Annotated in this window: 18 protein-coding genes; all 18 read right to left on the reverse strand. The window is 38.6% G+C overall.

The annotated features are described in order from the left end of the window. Positions 1–12: 12 nt before the first annotated feature. Positions 13–1,413 (reverse strand): sensor histidine kinase, encoded by a 1,401-nt coding sequence (locus VB694_RS03070; protein ID WP_323358847.1) that lies wholly within the window; start codon positions 1,411–1,413, stop codon positions 13–15. 602 nt (positions 1,414–2,015) lie between these two features. After that, positions 2,016–2,783 (reverse strand): MBL fold metallo-hydrolase, encoded by a 768-nt coding sequence (locus VB694_RS03075; protein ID WP_323358848.1) that lies wholly within the window; start codon positions 2,781–2,783, stop codon positions 2,016–2,018. Position 2,784: 1 nt separating this feature from the next. After that, entirely contained in the window at positions 2,785–3,384 is a 600-nt protein-coding gene (locus VB694_RS03080; RefSeq protein WP_323358849.1) for an aminodeoxychorismate/anthranilate synthase component II, read from the reverse strand. 128 nt (positions 3,385–3,512) lie between these two features. Then, on the reverse strand, positions 3,513–3,968 hold the full coding sequence (locus tag VB694_RS03085; RefSeq protein WP_323358850.1) for a diacylglycerol kinase family protein: 456 nt from the start codon (positions 3,966–3,968) through the stop codon (positions 3,513–3,515). A gap of 138 nt (positions 3,969–4,106) precedes the next feature. Next, entirely contained in the window at positions 4,107–4,643 is a 537-nt protein-coding gene (ybeY, locus tag VB694_RS03090) for an rRNA maturation RNase YbeY (RefSeq protein WP_323358851.1), read from the reverse strand. A gap of 13 nt (positions 4,644–4,656) precedes the next feature. Then, positions 4,657–4,812 (reverse strand): DUF3285 domain-containing protein, encoded by a 156-nt coding sequence (locus tag VB694_RS03095; protein WP_323358852.1) that lies wholly within the window; start codon positions 4,810–4,812, stop codon positions 4,657–4,659. A 239-nt stretch (positions 4,813–5,051) separates the two neighbouring features. Next, positions 5,052–6,174, reverse strand: a protein-coding gene (prfB, locus tag VB694_RS03100) for a peptide chain release factor 2 (protein ID WP_323358853.1) whose coding sequence is annotated in 2 segments (ribosomal slippage) — positions 5,052–6,101 and positions 6,103–6,174 — 1,122 coding nt in all. Because the reading frame shifts where the segments join, the coding sequence is not laid out codon by codon here. A gap of 199 nt (positions 6,175–6,373) precedes the next feature. Beyond that, entirely contained in the window at positions 6,374–7,759 is a 1,386-nt protein-coding gene (locus VB694_RS03105) for a PP2C family protein-serine/threonine phosphatase (RefSeq protein WP_323358854.1), read from the reverse strand. A gap of 859 nt (positions 7,760–8,618) precedes the next feature. Continuing rightward, positions 8,619–10,274, reverse strand: a complete 1,656-nt coding sequence (ftsY, locus tag VB694_RS03110; protein WP_323358855.1) for a signal recognition particle-docking protein FtsY — start codon at positions 10,272–10,274, stop codon at positions 8,619–8,621. 149 nt (positions 10,275–10,423) lie between these two features. Next, complete coding sequence (gene nusB / locus VB694_RS03115) at positions 10,424–11,065, reverse strand: transcription antitermination factor NusB (RefSeq protein ID WP_323358856.1); 642 nt, start codon at positions 11,063–11,065, stop codon at positions 10,424–10,426. 103 nt (positions 11,066–11,168) lie between these two features. Then, a complete protein-coding gene (locus VB694_RS03120) occupies positions 11,169–11,879 on the reverse strand; it encodes a DUF502 domain-containing protein (protein ID WP_323358857.1) in 711 nt (236 codons plus the stop codon). Positions 11,880–12,590: 711 nt separating this feature from the next. Continuing rightward, positions 12,591–13,460 (reverse strand): glycosyltransferase family 2 protein, encoded by an 870-nt coding sequence (locus tag VB694_RS03125; protein WP_323358858.1) that lies wholly within the window; start codon positions 13,458–13,460, stop codon positions 12,591–12,593. Positions 13,461–13,557: 97 nt separating this feature from the next. Continuing rightward, a complete protein-coding gene (locus VB694_RS03130) occupies positions 13,558–14,388 on the reverse strand; it encodes an HpsJ family protein (protein ID WP_323358859.1) in 831 nt (276 codons plus the stop codon). A 31-nt stretch (positions 14,389–14,419) separates the two neighbouring features. Next, a complete protein-coding gene (locus VB694_RS03135; RefSeq protein WP_323358860.1) occupies positions 14,420–15,046 on the reverse strand; it encodes a TIGR04282 family arsenosugar biosynthesis glycosyltransferase in 627 nt (208 codons plus the stop codon). A 96-nt stretch (positions 15,047–15,142) separates the two neighbouring features. Continuing rightward, the gene (locus VB694_RS03140; protein ID WP_323358861.1) at positions 15,143–15,685 is read right to left on the reverse strand and encodes a prepilin-type N-terminal cleavage/methylation domain-containing protein; all 543 of its coding nucleotides are present in this window, start codon (positions 15,683–15,685) and stop codon (positions 15,143–15,145) included. A 214-nt stretch (positions 15,686–15,899) separates the two neighbouring features. Further along, complete coding sequence (gene hpsC, locus VB694_RS03145; RefSeq protein WP_323358862.1) at positions 15,900–16,910, reverse strand: hormogonium polysaccharide secretion pseudopilin HpsC; 1,011 nt, start codon at positions 16,908–16,910, stop codon at positions 15,900–15,902. 199 nt (positions 16,911–17,109) lie between these two features. Continuing rightward, positions 17,110–17,832, reverse strand: a complete 723-nt coding sequence (hpsB, locus tag VB694_RS03150; protein WP_323358863.1) for a hormogonium polysaccharide secretion pseudopilin HpsB — start codon at positions 17,830–17,832, stop codon at positions 17,110–17,112. Next, on the reverse strand, positions 17,804–22,216 hold the full coding sequence (hpsA, locus tag VB694_RS03155) for a hormogonium polysaccharide biosynthesis protein HpsA (RefSeq protein WP_323358864.1): 4,413 nt from the start codon (positions 22,214–22,216) through the stop codon (positions 17,804–17,806). Before hpsA ends, hpsB begins: the two co-directional genes overlap by 29 nt. Between the last annotated feature and the right edge of the window lie 77 nt (positions 22,217–22,293).

Here is a 22,293-nt window from a genome sequence, read left to right on the forward strand (position 1 = left end):
GTTTACAAAAAATCATTCTATATCTCTTTTGTCAGATAAAATGGGAATTTTGATGATAAATTCTGACCCTTTTCCTGAATGAGATAAACAATAAAGTTGACCTCCATGTTTTTCAACTACAATTTGATGGCTAATTGATAATCCTAATCCCGTTCCTTTGCCCACAGGTTTAGTAGTAAAAAAAGGATCAAATAAGCGTTTTTGTATACTCTCCGGTATGCCCGCACCATTATCAGTAATGCAAATCATGACTTGATTATTTTCAGTCATTTCACTACGAATACGAATGATCATATCTTTTTGAGTTGAGGGGGCGATATTATCACTCCAAGTTGATAATTTATAATCTTCGGAAAGAGCATCAATCGCATTAGAGATTATGTTCATAAATACCTGATTAAGTTGCCCCGCATAGCATTCTACTAAGGGTAGATTTCCATACTCCTTGATTACTTTAATTTCTGGACGATCAGATTTAGCTTTTAAATTGTGTTGAAGAATTGTCAAGGTATTTTCTATACCTTGATGAATATCAACAAACTTTAATTCTGCTTGGTCTAACCTGGAAAAGTTGCGTAAAGATAAAACAATTTCATTGATGCGGGTAGCCCCAACTTTCATAGAAGATAACAATTTTGGCAAATCTTCCATAATGAATTCAATTTCAATTCCCCTCTCTTGTGCTTGCAATTTCACATCACAATAAGATAGTTTTTTTTGATAACATTCTAGTAGATATAGTAAGTCTTCTACATATTCAGTAGCATAGTTGAGATTGCCATAAATAAAATTCATAGGATTATTGATTTCGTGGGCAATACCTGCTACTAATTGTCCCAAAGCAATCATTTTTTCATTTTGTAGTAATCGAGTATAATTGTGTTGCAGATCACGAAAGTCTTCTCGGGCTATGCGAGCGCGTTCTTTTTCTTTTTGTAGTCGAGAAAGCGTGAAAACATGAATTTGAGAATAGGCTAAAAGTAACTGATGAAAATCCAGTAATCCATACTGACAAGATTGATCTGTAATGATAATTGGTTCATAAACAAGTTTAGGCGATCGCCCTAATGCCATCTGAGTTGCATCTACAATTGGTGTATCCTCAGATAAGATAGATATTTCTGGTAAAAGAAAATTGTAGAGATATTCAACAGGCCGACCAGCAAACAAACCCAAACCGTAAGGACGACTCATTTGTTCAAAAAATAGCCTTCGTGAAATCATGCCTACACATTGGTGATTTCTAGTCAATATAATGCCTGGGAGCAAAGGCTCTTGATCAAAAAGTATAGCTAATTCATTTCCTGGATGATCTAACTCAATTTGAACTGTCCAAACTGGTAGTTCCTGCAAAGTTGACTCTAGTTTTAGATTCAACTCATCAGCATTTTTCATGCTATGCATAGCCAGCATTTTTACAATCCTTAATATTTATGTAATATTGACGGTTACTAAAATCAGCATTATTGCTTAAACCATAGTTTCCAAAAGTGTTTGATAGAACTTCTAAATACGCAAGATTATCATCTTAGGTCTTCTAGCCAGATTTATGATTATTGGTCAAATCAACCGATAGATACAGCGGATTTAAGCTATGGCATCCTCAAGCTTGGCAGAAATATGAGACTTTAGATGAAACACACAACAGAATCAATTTAGTCTATGGTAAGTAGATCAATTCAATCGTACCATCTGCCCTTTAACTAAAAGTTAAGGATTAAAGCTAAATTTAGCCAAAATGACATATAATTATTTATATAGTATATTTACTTATTTAAAAATTAAAATTACTAAGAAAATTTATAGGCATCTACGTTAGGCATTTAAGGTTAACAGATGATCAAGCTAGAAATATTTGACTATATTTTTAGCAATAAAAATACAAAATTGGGCTGATGCAAGGAAAAACAACATTTTCTCAACTTTGTTGGTTTACCCTGCGTTCACCCCCTCCGCATCTATATTTCACCTCTTTGGATAAGCAGACTACAACCCAACCGACAAATTACCGCGACTTAAAACTGATAACTCAAAATCTGAATCTCCGTATTTTCAGGTAAAGCTTGAGAATTAATAGCTACAGTGTCATCATTACTGCGTCGGACATTGACACCAGGCATCAAAGTTAGAAAATCATCCACTGGTGTAATCTCACAACTAGCAGTATCTGCCGCCTGAGTGCGATAATGGGTAGGAATTACCAGCTTTGGATTTAAGACTGCAACAGCCTGTTTTGCTTCATTAGCATTGTAAGCTTTAGCACTACCTCCCACCGGAACAAATGCCACATCAGGACGACCTGTCAAGATTTTTTGCTCAATAGAAATAGGTGCAGCCGCGCCTCCTAAATGTAAAATATTAATTCCCCCTTGGTTCCACTTCCAAGCCGTATTTTTACCAAATTGTTTGCCACCTTTACGGTCATGGTCTATAGAAATTCCTTGGAATTTAAGACCTTTAAATTCATAAACTCCCGGTTCATAAATCAGCTTAGGATTTCCCGGTAGTCCTTCCACTGCACCTTCATCTAACAGTTGACTACTAATTAATACTAAATCAGCTGCAACTTTTGGGGGACGATACCCAGCAGTACAACCCACTGTCCGAAAGGGATTGACAAGAATTTTTACCCCACCACCAGTAAAAAGAAAGCAAGTGTGACCCAACCACTTAACTGATACACCACTAGATTGGGCATTAACTGGAAAATTGGCACTTAAATTAGTAATTAAAGCTGTAGCCAAACCAGCCCCAGCATAGCCCATTAACTGTCGTCGTTTCATCTCACTCTCTCACCTGTAGTTGTTCCAGAAAATTTCGTAGTAACTGCTTACCCGAAGCAGTCAGCACACTCTCTGGATGAAATTGGACACCTTGAATGTGAGGATAGTTCCGGTGTTGCACTCCCATAATTGTTCCATCTTCCACCCAAGCAGTGATTTCCAAGACTTCGGGACAAGTTTCACGCTCAATCACCAAACTATGATATCTGGTGGCGGTAATAGGATTTTCTAATCCTTGAAAAACCCCAACTCCCTTGTGAGATACCACGGAGGTTTTACCGTGCATCAACTCTGGTGCAGAAACAATTTTACCACCGAACACCTGACCAATACTTTGATGTCCTAAACAAACACCTAAAATTGGTAAACTAGATCCGAGCTTTTCAATTACATCTAAAGAAATTCCTGCATCCTCTGGACGACCAGGACCAGGAGAAATTACCACTGCATCAGGATTTAAAGCCCTAATTTCACCTACAGTGATTTTATCGTTACGAAAAACTTTTAAATCAGCAGCTACTGGGAAATCTGCGCTGAGTTCTCCCAAATACTGCACCAAATTATATGTAAAGCTATCGTAATTATCAATGACTATAATCACAATTTATACCTAATTTATTTAGACTAAAAATAAGTATCTTCCTTTGAGCATCTCTACGTCAAGGATAGACAACAGTTTTTTCCCAAAATTTTGCATACTGTGGGAAAAAGTAAGGTGACAAACATCCTCTAAATAGCAGTCATGATTAAAGCTACTAAAGGAGGAAGTAACAGTGTAGCAGCTACCAATAACGATACCCAAGCAGAAACAAGCACAGCACCAGCAGCGCAGTCTTTAGCAACTTTGGCTAAGTCGTGATATGTTTGCTTCACTGTTAAGTCTACCAGAGACTCAATGGCTGTATTCACTAACTCTAATGTTAAAACTAAACCGCTAGTGATAGCTATTATGGCTATTTCTACTGGTTGTAGCTTTAAAAAAAGACTCAATCCAATAGCAAAAGCAGAAACAGCTACATGAATACGAAAGTTGCGTTGAGTTTGAAAACTATAGCTAATTCCCGCCCAAGCATACTTAAAGCTAACAAATAAATTAGAAGCTATCTGCCAGGAAAATTCCCGTTCTTTGGACACAAGAGTTGGTAAACGGTTTGGTGTTGGTGGTGGAGAAATTTGTTGGGACATAGAGTGGAGATGACTAATATAATAAACTAGAAATCTTGGTTAATTTTAAGGGCAGGATTTAACTTTGAGGCAATTTTAATGAATTCGTGACAATAATTTTGTAAACATTGTCACCCAAAGTCAAAATCCGATTCATGTTCATAATTTTAAGTTAACAATAATACCTACTGTATCCAGTAATGTTACTTGTTTTTTTAACATTTGCAGCAAACTTTCTTCATCAGGATGATCCCAGCCTAAAAGATGTAATAAACCATGAGCAGTTAACCACGCTAATTCTGTAGTTAAGTCATGTTCCTGCTGTTGAGCTTGCCGTTGCGCTGTTTCTATAGATAGAACAATGTCACCTAAATACAAAGGTTGGGAAGCCAGCATTTCCTCGGTTTGGGGAAAATCTGCCTCTAAGGAAGCAAAGGCTAAAACATCTGTAGGTTGATTTTTCTGACGGTATTGGGCATTTAGTTCCTGAATTTGAGCATCATTTGTCAAACGCAGCCCTATTTCATAACTTGGTGCAGGTGGAATATCTGGAGCAAGAATTTCTAACCATTGAAAAAACCAGTTTTCCCAGGAATGGCTAGATGCGGCTGAATCATTAGCCCCAAGATTGTAAACTACTGGTGGGCAAGACTCTTCAAAATTATTTTCTACAAATAGTTCAACTTGAGGAGGCACAAAATCTCCTTGGTTAACGAGTTAGGTAAGCAAGTCCGACGAGGACAGCTAACAGTCCTACAGCGGTCAGTCCAAAATGTTTGAGGGATGTTCCACCTTTTCTGACCATATTTCGCATGGCCAGTTTCACGTAGCTGGGTTTAGGTTCGTTTGCAGGAGAATTGCTCATTATTTTCTTACAATAATCTCTATCTATAACTTTATATCATGTTGGGATATGGGGATTAGGGACTGGGGACTGGGGACTGGGGACTGGGGACTGGGGACTGGGGACTGGGGACTGGGGAGATGGGGAGATGGGGAGGTAAACAACCCAATCACCAATCACCAATCACCAATCACCAATCACCAATCACCAATCACCAATTACCAATTACCAATTACCAATTACCAATTACCAATCCCCAATTATCCAGAATTACTGTCTACTAATTGGTTTTCTTGGCGCAGATAGGCTTGGATGAAAGCATCAAGTTCACCATTCATCACGTCACCGATGGCTGTGGTTTCAGTATTTGTACGTAAGTCTTTAACCATTTGATAAGGGTGAAAGACATAGTTACGGATTTGGTTGCCCCAGGAAGCTTCGACCATATCACCACGAATTTCGGCAATTTCTTGGGCGCGTTGTTCTTTAGCAATGACTAACAACTTGGCTTTAAGGCGAGCTAGGGCTTTCTCTTTATTTTGCAGTTGGGAACGTTCTTCTGTACAACGTACAGCTAGACCGGTGGGGATGTGAACTATCCGCACGGCTGTTTCTACTTTGTTGACGTTTTGGCCACCTTTACCGCCAGAACGGGTTGTGGTAATTTCCAAATCTTTCTCTGGAATTTCCAACTTAACGGTGTTATCTATTTGTGGCATGACTTCCACCCCAGCAAAACTGGTTTGCCGCTTACCGTTGGCGTTGAAGGGGGAAATTCTGACTAACCGATGAGTACCCATTTCAGAACGTAAATAACCATAGGCGTAGCGTCCAGTAATTTCTAAGGTGGCTGATTTAATGCCGGCTTCATCACCTTCTGATTCTTCAGCCAATGTCACTTTGTAGCCATGATCTTCTGCCCAACGAGTGTACATCCGCATGAGCATAAATGCCCAATCTTGAGCATCTGTACCACCAGCACCTGCGTTAATTGTCAAAACTGCGCCTTGAGAGTCATAAGTTCCTGAAAGTAATTGTTGTAATTCCCACTGGTCAAGGTCACGATTGAGTTTGGTGATGGTAGATTCTGCTTCTTGCAGTAGTGATTCGTCCGTTTCTAGTTCTAATAGTTCAACAACTGCTCTAGTATCATCTAAATTGGCGTGCCATTGATAATACTGTTCTAGGTGGGATTTGAGGTCGTTGAGTTCTTGGAGTGTTTGTTGTGCTTGGGTTTGGTCGTCCCAAAATTCTGCCTGGGCTGATATTTGTTCTAAATCATGAATTTTGGCTTTGAGTGCGGGTACGTCAAAGATAGTCCTGGGTTTTACCCAGGCGGTTAGACAATGTTTCGATTTCGCGTTTGAGTTCTAGAACTTCCATGGTTTAATAAATTTTTAGGCGAATATAGTATTGTTTAGGCAACGCATTAGGCTAATGCTACTATACAAACAAATTCCACCTGCGTGGTTTGCTGTTTTAGGCGATCGCTTTTGATATTTTTGATTTTAGCTTTAGTTGGACAAGTTATCAGAAGATTGGCTGAAAACCCCAGATATTGGTAGTCCCTTGACCAAACCAATCACAAGATTTGTAAAATTACCAAAGTCATATCATCAGTATTTTGTTTATCAGGACCGATGAATTCCTGAACTTTATCAAACAAATAATCGACAATTTCCTGTGGTCCATTGCAATAACGACAAGCTGCATTAAGTGAAGTAATAAAATTATCTTCATCAAAGCGATCGCCACTACCCGCAGCCGCATCTGTCAAACCATCTGTATAATAAATAATCGTATCCCCAGGTTCTAATTGTACTTGCCCATCTTCATATTGACTGTTAGCATCCAAACCTATTAGCATCCCGATTGTATCTAATCTGCTGACGGTTTTAGTCGCAGCGTGCCACCACAAGGGCGGATTATGGGCAGCATTACTATAAGATAAGGTTCGCGTTTTCGGATCATATTCTGAATAAAACATGGTCACAAAACGGTGGGAATTTTCCAAATCCGCATACATGACGCGATTCAAATTTTGCAGAATCCCCGCAGCCGAATTACCATGTAATACTTCACCCCTCAGCATTCCTCGCAACATTGTCATAATTAACCCAGCGGGAACACCTTTACCCATGACATCGCCAATTACCAAAGCCCAACGGGCATCTTCTTGATTATTATTATTTTTTGACTTTAACTGATTGTGATTTGTGGGAATAAAATCATAATAATCTCCACCCACACGATTAGCAGGTTTACAACGTGCTGCCAAAACTACACCAGGAATATTAGGACATTGACGTGGTAAAAGTCGGCGTTGAATTTCTGCACCAATTTCTAATTCTTGATCTAATCGTTCTTTTTTTCTCAGTTCTACCGCTAGTTCGTCATTTTCAATCGCTACCGCTGTTTGATCTGCAACTAATCTGACTAACTTTTGTCTAGTTTCTGTCCAACTATATTCTGGATCACGGCTTAAAACATACAGCCATCCCCTTTCTGTATGCTTAACTAAAATCGCCGTACCAAAAATCTGTACATCTGGACCTAAATAGCGGTGCATTTCATCATCCAAAAGTCCTGTTGTTGTTGTTAGCGGTACAGAATTGGATAAAAGTGTAATTTGACTGCTGGCAGTTTCTAAGGCTTTTCTAATATTTTTCCGTTGTTGACTATCTTGCCAATGTAGCTGTTCCAGCCTAATTTGACCATTAGGTTTATAAAGAAATAAGGCGCTACCATCAGCATCGGTAACTCTTGTGGCCATGAGGGGAATCAGTTCCAAAAATTGATTCAAATTATTGAAACTTCTCAGGGCAAATCCTAAAGAACTGAGCAAATCTTGAATTTTATTTTGTTCCCGATGCAGCCTAGCCACAAGTTCTTTTAGTGCCACAATTGGAGTGACATCTGTAGTGGCACTACTATTACTTTCAGTGGAGTGAGAAGGAACTTGAGACACGGGTAAATATACTATTACATTTGATATTAACAGATGGAAAATTTATGATTTCTGAATCAATTTTTTGGATTGGGTATTGCTCAATCATATTCGATAAGATTAGTAATTTTAGCAACCGTAGTAAAACTGGGGATGTAATTTTTTGAGTAGTGCATTTGCTGATGAGATTTTTTGCCATTTATGAGAATGTTACAGTCGTTCATTTTCAGCTATACTCAACACGGCTTCATCATTTGATTCTGTGGGTAGGGGTAAAGCAGGAGCTAAATCCCTACAAATCTGGGTTTTTCATAATTTTGTAAAAGTCCATGTCTCAACAGTGTTTAGTATATACAGTGAATTAACTCTGTCCAGTATAAAACAGTAATTTTGATAACGATACAGACTGCTGATAATTTTTGCATAGCTTAATTAGTCATTGATATATCTTGAAAAATAAAGCTTTTCTGCTATTTAAAATCATTTTTGATTGCAAACTTGAAACCAAAAGTTATATACAGCCGTTTTGGCTCAACCATGATGATTTCAATGTCTAAATAGTTGACAGAGAGTATTGAGCAGGAATTTTGCCAGTATAACCTGATCACCAAGTTAGGAGTATGCAGCCAGTTTATTTGCACTAATCCAATTTTTTCTAGATATCTTTTGCAGTCATCAAGTCACCTTGGTGCTGCATTGGATAAACCCCTTGGACAGTGATAAAAATGGCTTTAGTGTGCAATTCTACCAGAAGTTAGCCATTTTTTGAAAAAAAAAAGAATTATTTTAATTTCTAGAAAAAAAGGGGACTGGGGATTGGGGATTGGGGATTGGGGATTGGGTACTGGGTACTGGGGAATATATTTTCCCCAATCACTAATTATCCATTTAAAAGAGCTTCGACAAACTCATAACTAGAGAATGGACGCAAATCTTCAATTCCTTCTCCAGCACCAATAAAGCGAATGGGTAAACCTAATTGTTTGACTACTGCTAGGGCGACTCCGCCTTTAGCTGTACCATCCAGCTTGGTTAAGACAATGCCACTGAGTTGGGCGGCTTGGGAAAATACTTCTGCTTGTCGTAGTCCGTTTTGTCCCAAAGTCGAATCTAAAACCAAGAGAGATTCTACATGGGCATTTGGGGCTTTTTTGGCGATAATTCGGCGAATTTTACTCAATTCGTCCATTAAGTTTTTCTTGTTTTGCAGTCTGCCAGCGGTATCTATTAATAGTAATTCTGTGCCACGTGATTGGGCTGCGGCGATCGCATCAAATACCACTGCGGCCGGATCTGTATTCTTGCCAGGATTAGCAATCACTTCTACACTGCTTCTGGTTCCCCACACTTTGACTTGTTCAACAGCCGCAGCCCGGAAGGTGTCAGCCGCACCAATTAAGCATTTATAATCTGATTTTTGGGCTAAATGGGCTATTTTACCGATTGTGGTGGTTTTACCTGCACCGTTGACTCCTGTAATTAACCAAATTGTTAAGTTGTCTTTTTCTGGGGCAAAGCTAGATTTTGGCGTTGCTTGATTTGGTGCATCTAGCATATCCCGGAGGATTTTTTTCAGGTAGGCGATCGCTTGTTCTGGTGCGGTGACTTCATCTCGCAGCTTTTTCTGTAAGGCATCAATAATAAAATCTGTAGCCTCTACACCCACATCAGCTTGCAAAAGTAAAGACTCAATTTCGTTGACGGCAGCTTGATTTAACGGTCCTTGTCCAACAATTGCCTTGAGTTGGTTGAGGATATTCCGCCGAGTTTTATCTAAGCCTTGGCGTAATTTTTTCAGCCAGGTAATTTCTTCTATGGAAACATCTTCTGCCTTTCTGCCTTGTGCCGCCAAAACTTCTACTGACCAGACAAACCCATCATCAAATGCCAGTTCGGGAATTTCTGCATCTATTTCTGGTGTGGTTGTAGTTGATGCTGAAGTTGGTGTTGTTTCTGGTTCTTCAACTTCAATAGCACTGGCTATCAATCTTTCCTGCTTGGCTTGTCTTTCTGCTGCTGCCCGTTCTAAAAAGGATAAAGTTGCTGGCTGTGTCTCACTGACTAGCGTTTCGGGGCTAGAAATTTCTGATACTTCAATAGCAGCTACTGGGATTACTTCTTCAGTAACAGATATTTCTTCGGGTTGAGTTGGTGTAGTTATTTCCTCTATTACTGTTGCTGTTGTTTCTTCAGTAATAGCAACTACTTGGATTACTTCTTCTGTAACAGATGTTTCTTCGGGTTGAGTTGGTGTAGTGATTTCCTCTGTTACTGTTGCTGTTGTTTCTTCAGTAATAGCGTCTGCTACTTTTGCATCTTCAGCAACCGGGACGGTTTCTTGTTGCTGAGATTGTTTTTGCTGAATATTTTTATAGGCGGCTTTAGCATAAGCCAACAAATCCGCCGTGTCTTGTGTAGTTTCTGCGGTTGCTTCTGGCTGTGTTTCTGGTGTAGGGGAAGTTTCTGCACCCTTCGGTTGTGGTTGAGGGGTGTCAGAAGAATCGTTATGTTGACGGCGAAACCAATTAAAAACCATTGCAGCAGTATTATTTGTAATTTTTAAGTTATCAGTTATTCAGTTAGTTATTAGTTTAATTTAATTCGCCACGTTTTCCAGTGATGAAAGTTTTGAATTATCCTCACTTTTAACGCACTTCCAGACCGAGGAGAAGTGAGGATAATACTCTAGGCTGTCTGTTTATGTTCTGTGACGCGGCGCAGGACACCGTTAATAAAGCGATGTCCGTCATCTCCACTGTAGCGTTTTGCCAGTTCTACTGCTTCATTGATGGCAATACTAGCAGGAACTGCCATAAAGTTCATTTCTGCTACGGCGATGTGCAGGATATCTCTATCTATTTGCGCCAGACGGCTTACTTGCCAATCAACTAAAGCCTCAGAAATGATCTTATCAATGATGTTGCGGTGTTCATCAACGGTAAGGATAAGTTCTTTAGCGTAATTGCGAACTTCCTTATCTTGATTAGCTAATTGAATTAATTCTGGGAAATCAATGGCTGTACCTAATTGATTAATTGCTGTTTGGGTGTAAGTAATCGCTTCTTGGAGCATGGTTCTAGCTGTATTCAGGTCAGCAGCCCGCGTTTGGCTAGTTAGGAGGCGATCATTACTGCGTTGGAGTTCTCCAGCTGCATGATCAAGGGTATCTTGCACTTCTGTCGTTAGAGTACGGACTGCTCCCAGGACTAATTTCGCTACTAGTTGTTCATCTGGTAGTTTCTCTAATTTCTTGGGGTTTACTGGCAGCTGACTCAAGCTTAACAGTGCCAATTCCCGTGCTATTTGTTGCGGTTTACGACGTTGCATAATGATGATGGTGATTGGGGAAGAAGTAATTAACTAAAATGGGGCAAACTCACTATCATATCAAGTTTGGTACATTTTAACCATGAGATTATCTGTAAGGATGTTAGGCTTCTTCTACGGAAATGACATGATTTTTAGTTTCTATTGTTGACACGGCGGTTGGTAAAACCAATGGGGACAAAGAAGCATTGGGAGCAACGATACCACCCGAAACAACTATTTTAAAAGCGTCCTCTATGGACATGGCGAGGTTGACTACTTCGTCTTCTGGAACTACTGCATACCAGCCAGTGGTAGGGTTAGGGGTGGTGGGGATAAAAACGCTCAACATGGGTTGGTTCATCTGCGCTTGGATATCACTGCTAATTACACCTGTGACAAAGGCGATCGCCCACATTCCTCTTCTGGGATACTCTAATAAAACCACACGGCGAAATTTACCATTGGAATCTTTGAGAACTGTTTCTAATAATTGTTTCAGGGTTTTGTATACTTGACCCGCTAAGGGAATAGCCTGTAATACACGTTCCCCAAAATCTAGCAACCACTTACCAACTATATTCCGAGCCATCAAGCCAATCACCAGGATGCTTAGTAGTGGTACAGCAAATCCGACTACGAAATTTAGGACATTGACTAATATAGGATGTAAACCATCAAAGGGATTCAGCTGTTTGGGGATTTGGGTGAGAAAATTAACTACCCAACTGGCAATAGTAATGGTCAGCCAGATGGTAGTTGCTAGGGGAATCACTACCAACAAACCAGCAATCAGGTCATTTTTTAAGTCCTGTTTCAGGCGTTCAATTACCAAGCCCCGATTCTCCTTTTTTTAGGCTACTAAGATTTTTTTTGATTTTTATCTCCAGTCCCTCAAAGCTGTGATTTTGCTCTTGGGCTTGTCTTTTAACGGGCTATCACCTTGACGGGGCGACATAAAACGCTTGTTGTCATTGGGTTAATAGCTGTTGGGACTACTGTAAGTAAAATATTCAAACTACTGTTGATTAACCTTTCAAAGCAAAGCATCTGTCTTGGTTACTTCACTAGTGTTACTTTTCTTTGTAATACTTGTAAATGATTGTTGCAAGTTTCTCAGGTATTATTCATCCTAACGCGCTATCTGACCAGATGCTCAAAATTATCATTTTTGAAAAAGCAGCGATGTTTCACAGAATGTCTCTACCAGGTTGTGAAAAACGCATATTTAATTAGGGTTTGCTGAGAAAGTCTTCTCGTTGAGGTTTAGGAGTCAGGAGTCGTAGGGGAGAAGCATTCGGAAAATAGCCTTGGACAAAACTTGATAATTGGTCGCCCGAATGCTTCGCCCGTACAGGAGTCAGGAGTCAGGAGTCAGGAGGAGATTTGAAAACTTCTTTTCCATCTCTCGAACTCTACAAAATTGCAAGGTTTTTGAGACTGTAGACGCTATATTTTTAGGTAAAGCGCATTTCTAAACCCCTACTGACTCCGGCTACTGATGTTCTGGGAAGTCTGAATTCTATTATAAGTTTTGTGAAGAAGATTAATTTATGATTTGATGTTCACTCTTGCTAGATTCTTCAATAACTAGGCTGGGTGTGGGTAGATATTTCATTTCCCAGACTTTCAGTAAAATTAGGTATTCGTAGAATGCTTGTAAAGTACACCAGGCTAAACCAGGTTGTCCATCTAAACAGCCACCTAAGAAAAAGTACATATAAATGAAGCGAATTACTGGTCTAACTGGTGTACGTAAAGATATATCTTTGAGGGCGCGTCGTCTTTCTACTTCTGATTTACCTAAAAATAAATCTCGCCAGTTAATTCCTCCTTTTTCTAATTGATACAATGTTTCTCTAGCTTCATCTGTAGAATAACGGTTATGTTTTTCAATCCAGCGGCTTAAACCTTTGCTACAGGTGTAATGGGGATAGGTTTCTTTAATAAAGTTGGTTGCACCGTCACAAACTTCCCTTTCCGTATGACCATAGTCTGTAAACCAAACTTTACCGTGACGGAAAAGACGTAATTGATAACGGGGATATTGGGTACTATAGCGAATCCAATGATTCATAAACATCACCCTTTCAGCCACATAGTAGGCGATGTAGTCAGGATTTTTAGTGGCGGTGACACACTCGGCAAATAGTTCTGGTGTCATGCGCTCGTCGGCTTCGAGAATGTACACCCATTCATATTTAGGCGCGATAGTTTCTAACATCCAGGTGCGTTGTTTACCGTGGCTTTCAAAAGCGTGTTCAACGAAGCGGACAGGATAACGACTAGCTATTTCTCCGGTGCGATCGCTACTGCATGAGTCCACAACTATAATGTCATCGGATAGCATAGCTGACTCAATACAAGCTGCAATATCTAGTTCTTCGTTATATGTGAGTATGTAGATTGATAACATTGTTGCTTATATAACAAGTTGACTTATGTTGTCGTAGTGATTGAGCATCAGCCGCCAACTCTGATTGACGGCTCATAATAAGTTAACAACCGATGGCTTAACGTGCTGGTGCTTTCCGTTTACCACCTTGGACAACGCCCATTCCTTTTAATCCTGTCCAACCGATGATGATATAACCAATAGACAACAACAAGCTGCTGATACCAATTCGTAGTCCAGATTTCCAAGCATTGTCTTTGGCTTGTTTTTCAGCTTCTTCTTTACGTTGGCGAATTTGGCTGATTCTTTGTTGAGCTACTTGATTAGGATCTGTTTGTTGGGCAATAAATTTGTCCAATTCTTGAGGATTGGCTTTAAATTTCTTCAGTAATTCTTTTTGCTCTGCGGGCAGTTGAGGGTTTTCCAGAGCTTGTTTATATCTGTTCTCATCTTTGATTAATTCAGTAAACTGTGTTTTAGCTTGGTTTCGCACTTGTTCCAACTGAGCTTTAGCCCGATCATTGGCGAGTTGGTCTTGGAATTGGGATAGCTGGCTGTTAAGTTGAGTTTCAGCTTGCTGGGCATCTTGGGAAATTTGATTGACTCTTTGTGTACTAGCTTGACGAACATTGTTGAGGTGGAGAGGAAAAATCAACAAAAACATCAAACCCAAGACGCTGGAGAGGATCAAAGATGGAAATCTTAAATCAATACCTGAGCGATTTTCTGCATTGTCAAACCAATATGCAGCGGATATCATTCCTAAGCCCACCAGTGGCACAATTCCCCTATCAACTAGGGCTGTTGCAAACCCGATTTGCAATTGCTTGTCAGTGGGACTAAAACCCAACAACAGAATCATAAAATCAACGAAAAAAGACAAAATACAAACTATCCCCACTACTTTGAGTGAGAGAGAAGCATTAGAGGAAGCAACACGGTTAACCATATTTTTGTAAATTTTTTTAAAATTTTGGACTTCATTTACCTGCAATCATCTGTATATGTTCCCAAACCGATAAATCTTCTGGAAGGTCAACATCAGCTAAACTAGGTAAGTATACAGATGATAAATTAAGTTTACGGGCAATTTCTACAGTTTGTGGAAATACTTGACTAGTTCCCCACGGAATTTGAGAAAATAACTCTGGGATGACTCGGCGTAAACCGATTAAGTAATACCCCCCATCTAGTGCAGGTCCAAGTACCAAGTCACAAACCTGTAGTTTCTCAAAGGCTGATGCTAGGATGTGCGAAGTCAGACCAGGACAATCAGTACCAATAATGATTACCTGTTCTGCATAGTTATTAAAAGCATCTGCAAGCGATTTTATCATCCTTTGACCTAAATCGCCTTCGCTTTGAGTTTGATACATAAAATCAAGACCTAACCAATTTTGCATGAGTTCCCAATTACCCCCAGCAAACCGCACTTCCACAGTTATAGCAAATCTCTGTTGTAATTCTTTTACCTGCAATATAGTATGTTCAGTCATCTGCTTTTGTAGAAGGGCTGCACCGACATCACCCAAAGCATTTATCAGTCTAGTTTTTGTTTTCCCTGGTTCTGGATAACGGGTAAAAATAATTAAGTGCTGTTTTGCCATGAATGGTGATTTTAGGAGTCAGTGGTCAGGACAAAGAGAGTATTTTTTTCCATATCTGTGAATTAACCCCATCACGGTTATAACTAGCAACTTGAGTTAATAGCAATATCTACCACTTTCAGCACTAGGATTCTCTTTTGCGGTTCGCAATGCCCCTAAAATTGTGGATACAAAAACACAACGCTTTGCTTTGCCACCAGACTTACTCGATAGGGTGACTCTACCTAAAGGGGGTTTTGTGACACTACCTAAATAATCAAACCGAATATTTTTTATACCTTTAGATTCTTGTAAAGTTGTTTCTGCATCTAAACGAACATTAGCATCTAAACTATTCCATACATTAGCACTAATTGGTTCGACTGTGATGGGATGAACTGCCCACTGGAGTATCCCATTTTGTTCTCTAAAACTAGTTTGCCAGGTTAATTTCTCCTTTTTAGCTTGGCTTTGAGCTTGACGTATTGCTTGATAAACTTGACTTTGAGCAGTATTGAGACGACGAGTATTCACAAAAGCCAGCCAACTTGGTACTAATATTGCTGCTAATATACCAATCAGCAAAAGAACTACTAAATTTTCCAGCAAAGTAAATCCATTACTTGATTGATGAGCAGATAATTTACACTTTTTATTCATTGTTGAAAACTCGATATTTGTGATGGAGACAGAGGGTAGAAGGTAGAATAGGACTAAAGCTGCGTGTCACACCAAAAATCTGTTGTAGGGTGCGTCAGATATCAACAATCTGTTTATTTGCGGGATTTATGCAGTCTGACGCACCCTACCAATGTGCCAGTTGCGTAAGTCCTGTAGAAGAAAAATCAAACTTTCCAAATAGGAAGCAATCATATTATTTATACAAATTACCGCGTCCTTGAACTCTGATGTTTGTAGTGGGGAAATAAGTTTTTTGATTGGCGCTGTAATTAATACCTGAATTATTATTGAGACGAGCTAGGGCATTACCACGAATAAATAATTGTGCTGTTGTATTAAGTCTATCAATACAAGCATAGAAACTAGTCATTTTACCAGTTTCGGTTTGATTAAAACTGGCTGGAGTTACTTTTGACCAAGTAATATTAGGATTGATAGAGTTAGGAGGACAAATTGCTGGGGGTGGATTATTTGTAGTTTGGTCAATGTAATCAACAAGCACCAATGTATTAGTAGTATAAGCACCATTACCCCTTTTCCATCCATTCATTATTTCTTCTAGAGTACCTTTTTGATTGAGATCAAAAGGAGCAAAACCATTACTAGGACAGAATTCATCAGGGTTACTAGAACTGCCTTTGATATATTTATCTGGATATCCAGTACATGAAATTATTTTATTAGCATCAGTAGTATTAGCAAGGACACCATCTCTAATTTTCCATTTACCAATGCGTGCTATTTTAGACCAATTAGAACCAGAACTTTTAGTATCTCGGATTAAATAATAAACAACTAATGAATAAACAAAAGCATCATCTTTACCTGCACCTGAAGATGGTAGGACTTCTGTGATTAATTCTCGCTGCCAAAAGACAAGTACGGGAACTCTATCTATACCATTGGGAATTGAAGGAAGTTGATTTTTAATAGCATCTATACCGTTAGCATCATAGATATAAACTGCTTGTTGTAAGTCGCGGGAAATATAATCTAATGCGGCTTGAATTTCCTGCTCGGAATTGACTTTTGCTTGTTCTTTTTTGTCTGTTTCCATCACATTGAGCATGAATCCTAATAAAGATGTAATGATTGTAAATGACATCACTAAACCTACTAATAATTCAATTAATGTAAAACCATTTTTGTGTTGAGAAGGTTGAGATTTTATGTTGTTTGTGAGTATCAACTTGAGAGTATTCATATTTAGATCAGGATTTGAAGATTCAAGATTAAAAGATTAATGCTAATTGGTTATTGGTAAAATGTAAGAATTCAGGTAAGGCGATAAGATCCCCGAATTCTTTTATTTATTGTGTCCATAAATGATAAATTGATCTCAGAAGTCGGGGATCTGGGTATTATCAAATTCTTACCCAGTCCCCAGTCCCTAATCCCCAGTATTATCGACAAGTTACTGGAGTTGCATTTGGTGTAATTAATGGAGTACCTAAACGTTGACATAAAGCATAAAAATTAGTGCTGTTATTGGCTATATCAGTGGTCATTTCTATTAATGGTGTTTGTCTATTACCCAGTCCACTAGTGACAGGAGATGCAGTTTGTTTACTTGCGGCATCAGTATTAATTTGTATGGTTTTGCTAAAATCAATATCTGCCCGATAGACTCGAATTGCTAAACGATAACCGTCGTTTTTTTCGGTGGTTTGCACAATTCGACCGGCTTGAATATAAAACAAATTATTTGTACAATCTGTAGTATCAATGATGCCATCTTGGTTGTAACAATATAGGTCATTTGCTGATGCAGGAGCGGGCATTTCTGTGGAATTGATTAAATAATCATCAGGACTGGTAGAAAGATTTCTAGGTGAATCGTTAGTAGAGGAAAGTTGAGATACTATAGCTGGTGCTGTGACTGAACCAACTCTAACTCCATCAATAAATGTTCTTGCTACTTGAGATGCCATTTCTACTCTTCGAGATTGAACACGAATAGCTGTTGACATGACTAATACTGGAGCTATGGCTGCAAGTAATACGGAAGCTACAACCATTCCTACTAATGATTCCAGAATTGTAAAACCGGAATTTTCAGGAAATTTATTTAATTTTTGTTGTTGTTTAATCATGGACTTATGAACAGGAAGGACGTTGATTTTCATCTATGGCATAAGTGCCAGTTTCTGTGGTTTTGGCACATAAAAGGGTTTCTATCCAGTCATCATCTCTGCCGATTTCACGAAAGTATTCATTTGGTAATTTACTAGATATTGTGACTAGTTTTTGGGAAAATAAATCAGGGGACTGAGATAATAATCCTACATCATATCTCCATTGTTTTGTAGGTGGTAAATAGCCAGAAGACATACCATTATTCAGGTTAATTTTGTATTGAAAATCGCTAGATTGAATATTTAAAGCTGTGCTGTATGTTCCAGTTGAGTAAGCACTTTTTTTCATTTGCATGAAAGCACCAGTCATGTTGTTAGCAATAGCATTACCGCTGGGATTCCAATTTTCTAAGAAACGAACAAGGTTATCTAACCCACCATTATCTTCGGTGGAACGACCTGGTGTGTCTCCGGTGGCTACTATTAAATTGAAAGTAGTTTCTGTGGCTATTTGTAACCAATAATTGTGGGCATCACCTGTAATTTTTTCGGTGTTAGTGGGGTCAGATGGTGTGGCAAAGGGTTGTTTAATTTGTAAAACTGGTTGCCAAGTTCCATTTTCATCGGGTACTAACCAAGGAATGAGGAATGGTTGACTATTTTTGTCTTTTGCTAATCTTGGTAATGTTGTTCCTGCAACTGGAAAGGCTGCAATTTTATTGCTGTTATCTACTCCGTAAACAGCAAGGGGTGTTATTAATTCACCAGTGCTAATATCTCTTTCAAAAGCTATTCGTTTGGGTAAATTTGCATCATCCCAACCATTAGAAGGTTTGTTGGCATTACCAAGAGATCCAGTTTTGATGGCACTCATTGATAGTCCTTCAATATTACCTCCTCCATTGCGCCAATTATTTTGTCCCTGTCCGTCATAAGCGTTGTAAGGAACATTGGTAATTACCCATTTTTTAGGGTCACTATTACATACATCAATATCGGAGACAGAACAAACTTCAAAGACGTATTCTCTGGCTTGTATTTGTTTGACTATAGGTGTAACAAAGTTGTGAAAGTAAGAACTTCCTTGGATGCCGTTGATATTAGGATTTAGGTCTACATTTGGTATACCATTGCTGTCATAATTAGCAATAACTGTGGGAGCGTAGGCGTTATATTTAAAGTTGATTGGACGGTTATTTAATGAATTACTATCACCATTGTTATTGTTCCAGTCGTAGTCTCCCTCATCACGAAAACCAAATCGGAAATTATCAGAAAGTAAGGTGATAGAGTCTGCTAAAACAACTGCATTTCGCCATTCATCACCACTGTTACAATTTGGTCGTTGTGGATCACCTGGACGACAAGCAAAGTTAGAATTAATATTATTACGAGTGTAGAAATTGCTCCAATCAGATGTTAGTCTGGTGGTGAATTCTTCTTGGGTATGTTTATTAAAGTCGCCTTTAATATAAACAGGTAAATTGCTGGCGAAAATTAAACCTTTTTCTCCTGGTTTGTAGGTGTTGTTTGTACCACGGAAAAGTTTAGTTTCTGAACCATCATTACTTGCAATTACAATACCATTAGGACGACGGGTAGCATCAAGTTTAAAATCTACTGGACTTTCTAATTTTGCTGCTTCTGAACTACCTGCACTAGCATCGGCTAAGGCATCATCACGGGTTGCGTAAATAATACCACTGTTGGGAAGTAAATATTCCGATCCTATTGCAGTGGTGCGTAGTTGGTTTAAGTCTATGACAGTGGCACGAATTTCTAAGGGTTGTCGGTCTTGTAATGGCAAATCATAAGATAAATCAGAATCTGGACTACTGGTTTGATTTGTTTTAACTTGTCTGGAATCTAAAAAGGCTATTTCTTTAATTGCACCGTGAGGAATTGGTGGAGTAGTTGTCACTGGACTGATGCTACCATCCATAATTTGCAAAGCGCATAGGGCTGTATCGATGGCAGACTTTTCTGAAAGTGTGAGATTTGTTTTACCTAAAGCATTTCTCAGTGGTTCATTTACCCAGCGTCCATTGGGATACTGTAAACTTGCTTGATAATTCAGTAAATTTGCATAACTACTGGCACTTTTACTAGGTGGTGGATAGACTATACCGTTGTTAGATAAACCATTAATATCTTTCTCTATGCCTACAGCATCAGGTAATGTACTGATATTTTTTGCTGTGGTACTGTTGCTAGGAATATAAAAGCTACTGATGCAAGCTATGGGTTTGGGGTTGTTTTGATTATAACCAACAGATTTGTAGTGATAAACTACCGTAGCTCTCATTTTTAAATAAGGGGTAGTTATGTCACTTCCAAGCATCTCAGATAAATAAAAAGTGAGTGATGAATCATACATCAAATATGGGTTAATTTTTGTCTGTGTTGGTGCTTGCGGTACTGGCAACATATCAGACCAGATTTGTGTGGAAGCATTTGTGAAGTCTGTAGAATTAGCTGCATCATTTCTCGGTAAATAAATTCCTGCCCCAGTAACTACACGTAAACCACCCACAAGATTTTCTTGTTCTGTGTTTTCTGGTGTTTGTGCTGCTGCATATTCCCAGTCTCCATCTCTCTCGGTTGCTGCTAAATCAGCTAGTATTTGTACGCTGGTGCGACGGGTTCGAGGTGTAGGTTCATTACTCAAATCCCAATTAATACCTGCTATATTTTGGGTATCGTCTAAGTTTGCACTGAGAAATTGCTTTTTCTCGTTGTCCCACCACATTTCAGGTAAGTTATTACCAACTAAAGTTCTATCACCTAAATATTGTTCTACGCTGGCTAATTCTTTTTGTAGTTTATCAATTGGTTCTGTCGCATGAGGTTTGAGTGAACTACCACTGATGTTTAATGATAATTTACTATTTCCAGATCCGGTTATACCATCACTACCATAAGGATAAACCCATCTATCTATTGGACGTAGTGTATCACCACTATCTTGTAATGGGTTACTGTTACCATTTACATCTGTTTGTTCATCACCAAAAGCAACTTCTGCAAAAGGTACGCGGCGAGTACGTCTTTTAAAATAAATTTCTAATTGATGACGACGAATGTTGTCATATTGAGCAGGAGTATATCCTGTTTTTTGTTTTTGTTGATTAATTCCATCTTCGACTTCTTGGGGATCTGTTGTTAAAGAATTCGCAAATTGAGCATTAACTAATTGATTGATCCGCTTGGCGTAAGCTAAGTTATTGTAGGCTAAACTGCTGGGTGCGTTTGTAACAGATTTGTTTGATTTAACATCAGGATTATAGCCAGAAATATTCTCAGGATTAGTTGCTTTGTCTTTAAATAAATCAACTGTAGTTGCTGTTCCTAAATCAGCCGTATCTGTAAATCTCCCCGCACCTAATTCACCACCAACAATAATCTGGGAATTTTCTGGTTCATAAAAACAAGAATTGGGACTGCTAATTTGATAAAGTCTGACACTACCTGAATTTGCACCAGTTAAAAGATTGCTATTTGTAAAAATTCGCCCGTTGATTTTAAAGTCTGCATCTGGTGTTATTTCTAAATCGTCTTCATAAATTATGGCGTGGTTATTGGGGGGAATTTGCGCTCTATCCTGTTGATATTCTAAAGCAGAAAAGCCTTTGTTACCTTGGTAAACTTCATAGTTATCTGCACCACCTGAAGTAATATTATTTTTGCTAGTGATAGGAACTGTGGCAGTGTAAACAAACAGGGCTTTTTTCATTTTGCTACCCATTTTAAACCAGCCATTAATATCTACTAATTCTGTATTTTTACCAAATATATCTTGACATTTTGTACTCAAGTTACTAGGATTCATGGGTATGCTTCTAGCTTCTAGGGGAGTTCTAGAACGAGTATATTTATCATTAATTTTAGGAGGATTTTTAAAGTAAATTCCGTAAAGTGTATAACTATCAAATTTGCCATTATTATCGGTATCTATGGGAAATCTCCATGCTGTTTTCAGGGGTTCATTGCTTTGAAAATCTAATGTAAGTGTACTTTCATCACCAAAGGTATATTCATGAATATTATCAACTAAGTTTTTATCTAGTTCTTGATCTGATGGTAAGGCTCTGGGTATTCTTTTGTCTTGAAATAGTTTATTAATTTTGGCTCTAGCTCTGTCTATGGCTGGGATAGCTGCATTAATTACTGTTTGATTGACACGGACGTTACTGGCGTGTTTTGACCTTTCAAATGAGCGAAACATAATCGCCAGGGTTAATAAAACAACTACCACGGAAACCATTGCTACTGTTGGTAATACGAAACCAGCATTGGTTGATTTTCGGGGTTTTTTGTTGAGAAAAATAGCTTTTATTAGCCAAGTAATTGCTTTTTTAACTGCACGTGAAAATTTAAGGATTATCTGTTTAGAAATCCTGGTTTTAGCCTTGAGTGGCTGATATTTTTTGGACATATAAGGTAGATGCTACCTGTCAATTATTTGGCAGGTGTAGGTAGTGTTTTATTGACCTATATATAGACGTTGGGTGA

Origin of the sequence: Anabaena sp. UHCC 0451, assembly GCF_034931405.1 — a bacterium.
GTDB lineage: Bacteria > Cyanobacteriota > Cyanobacteriia > Cyanobacteriales > Nostocaceae > RDYJ01.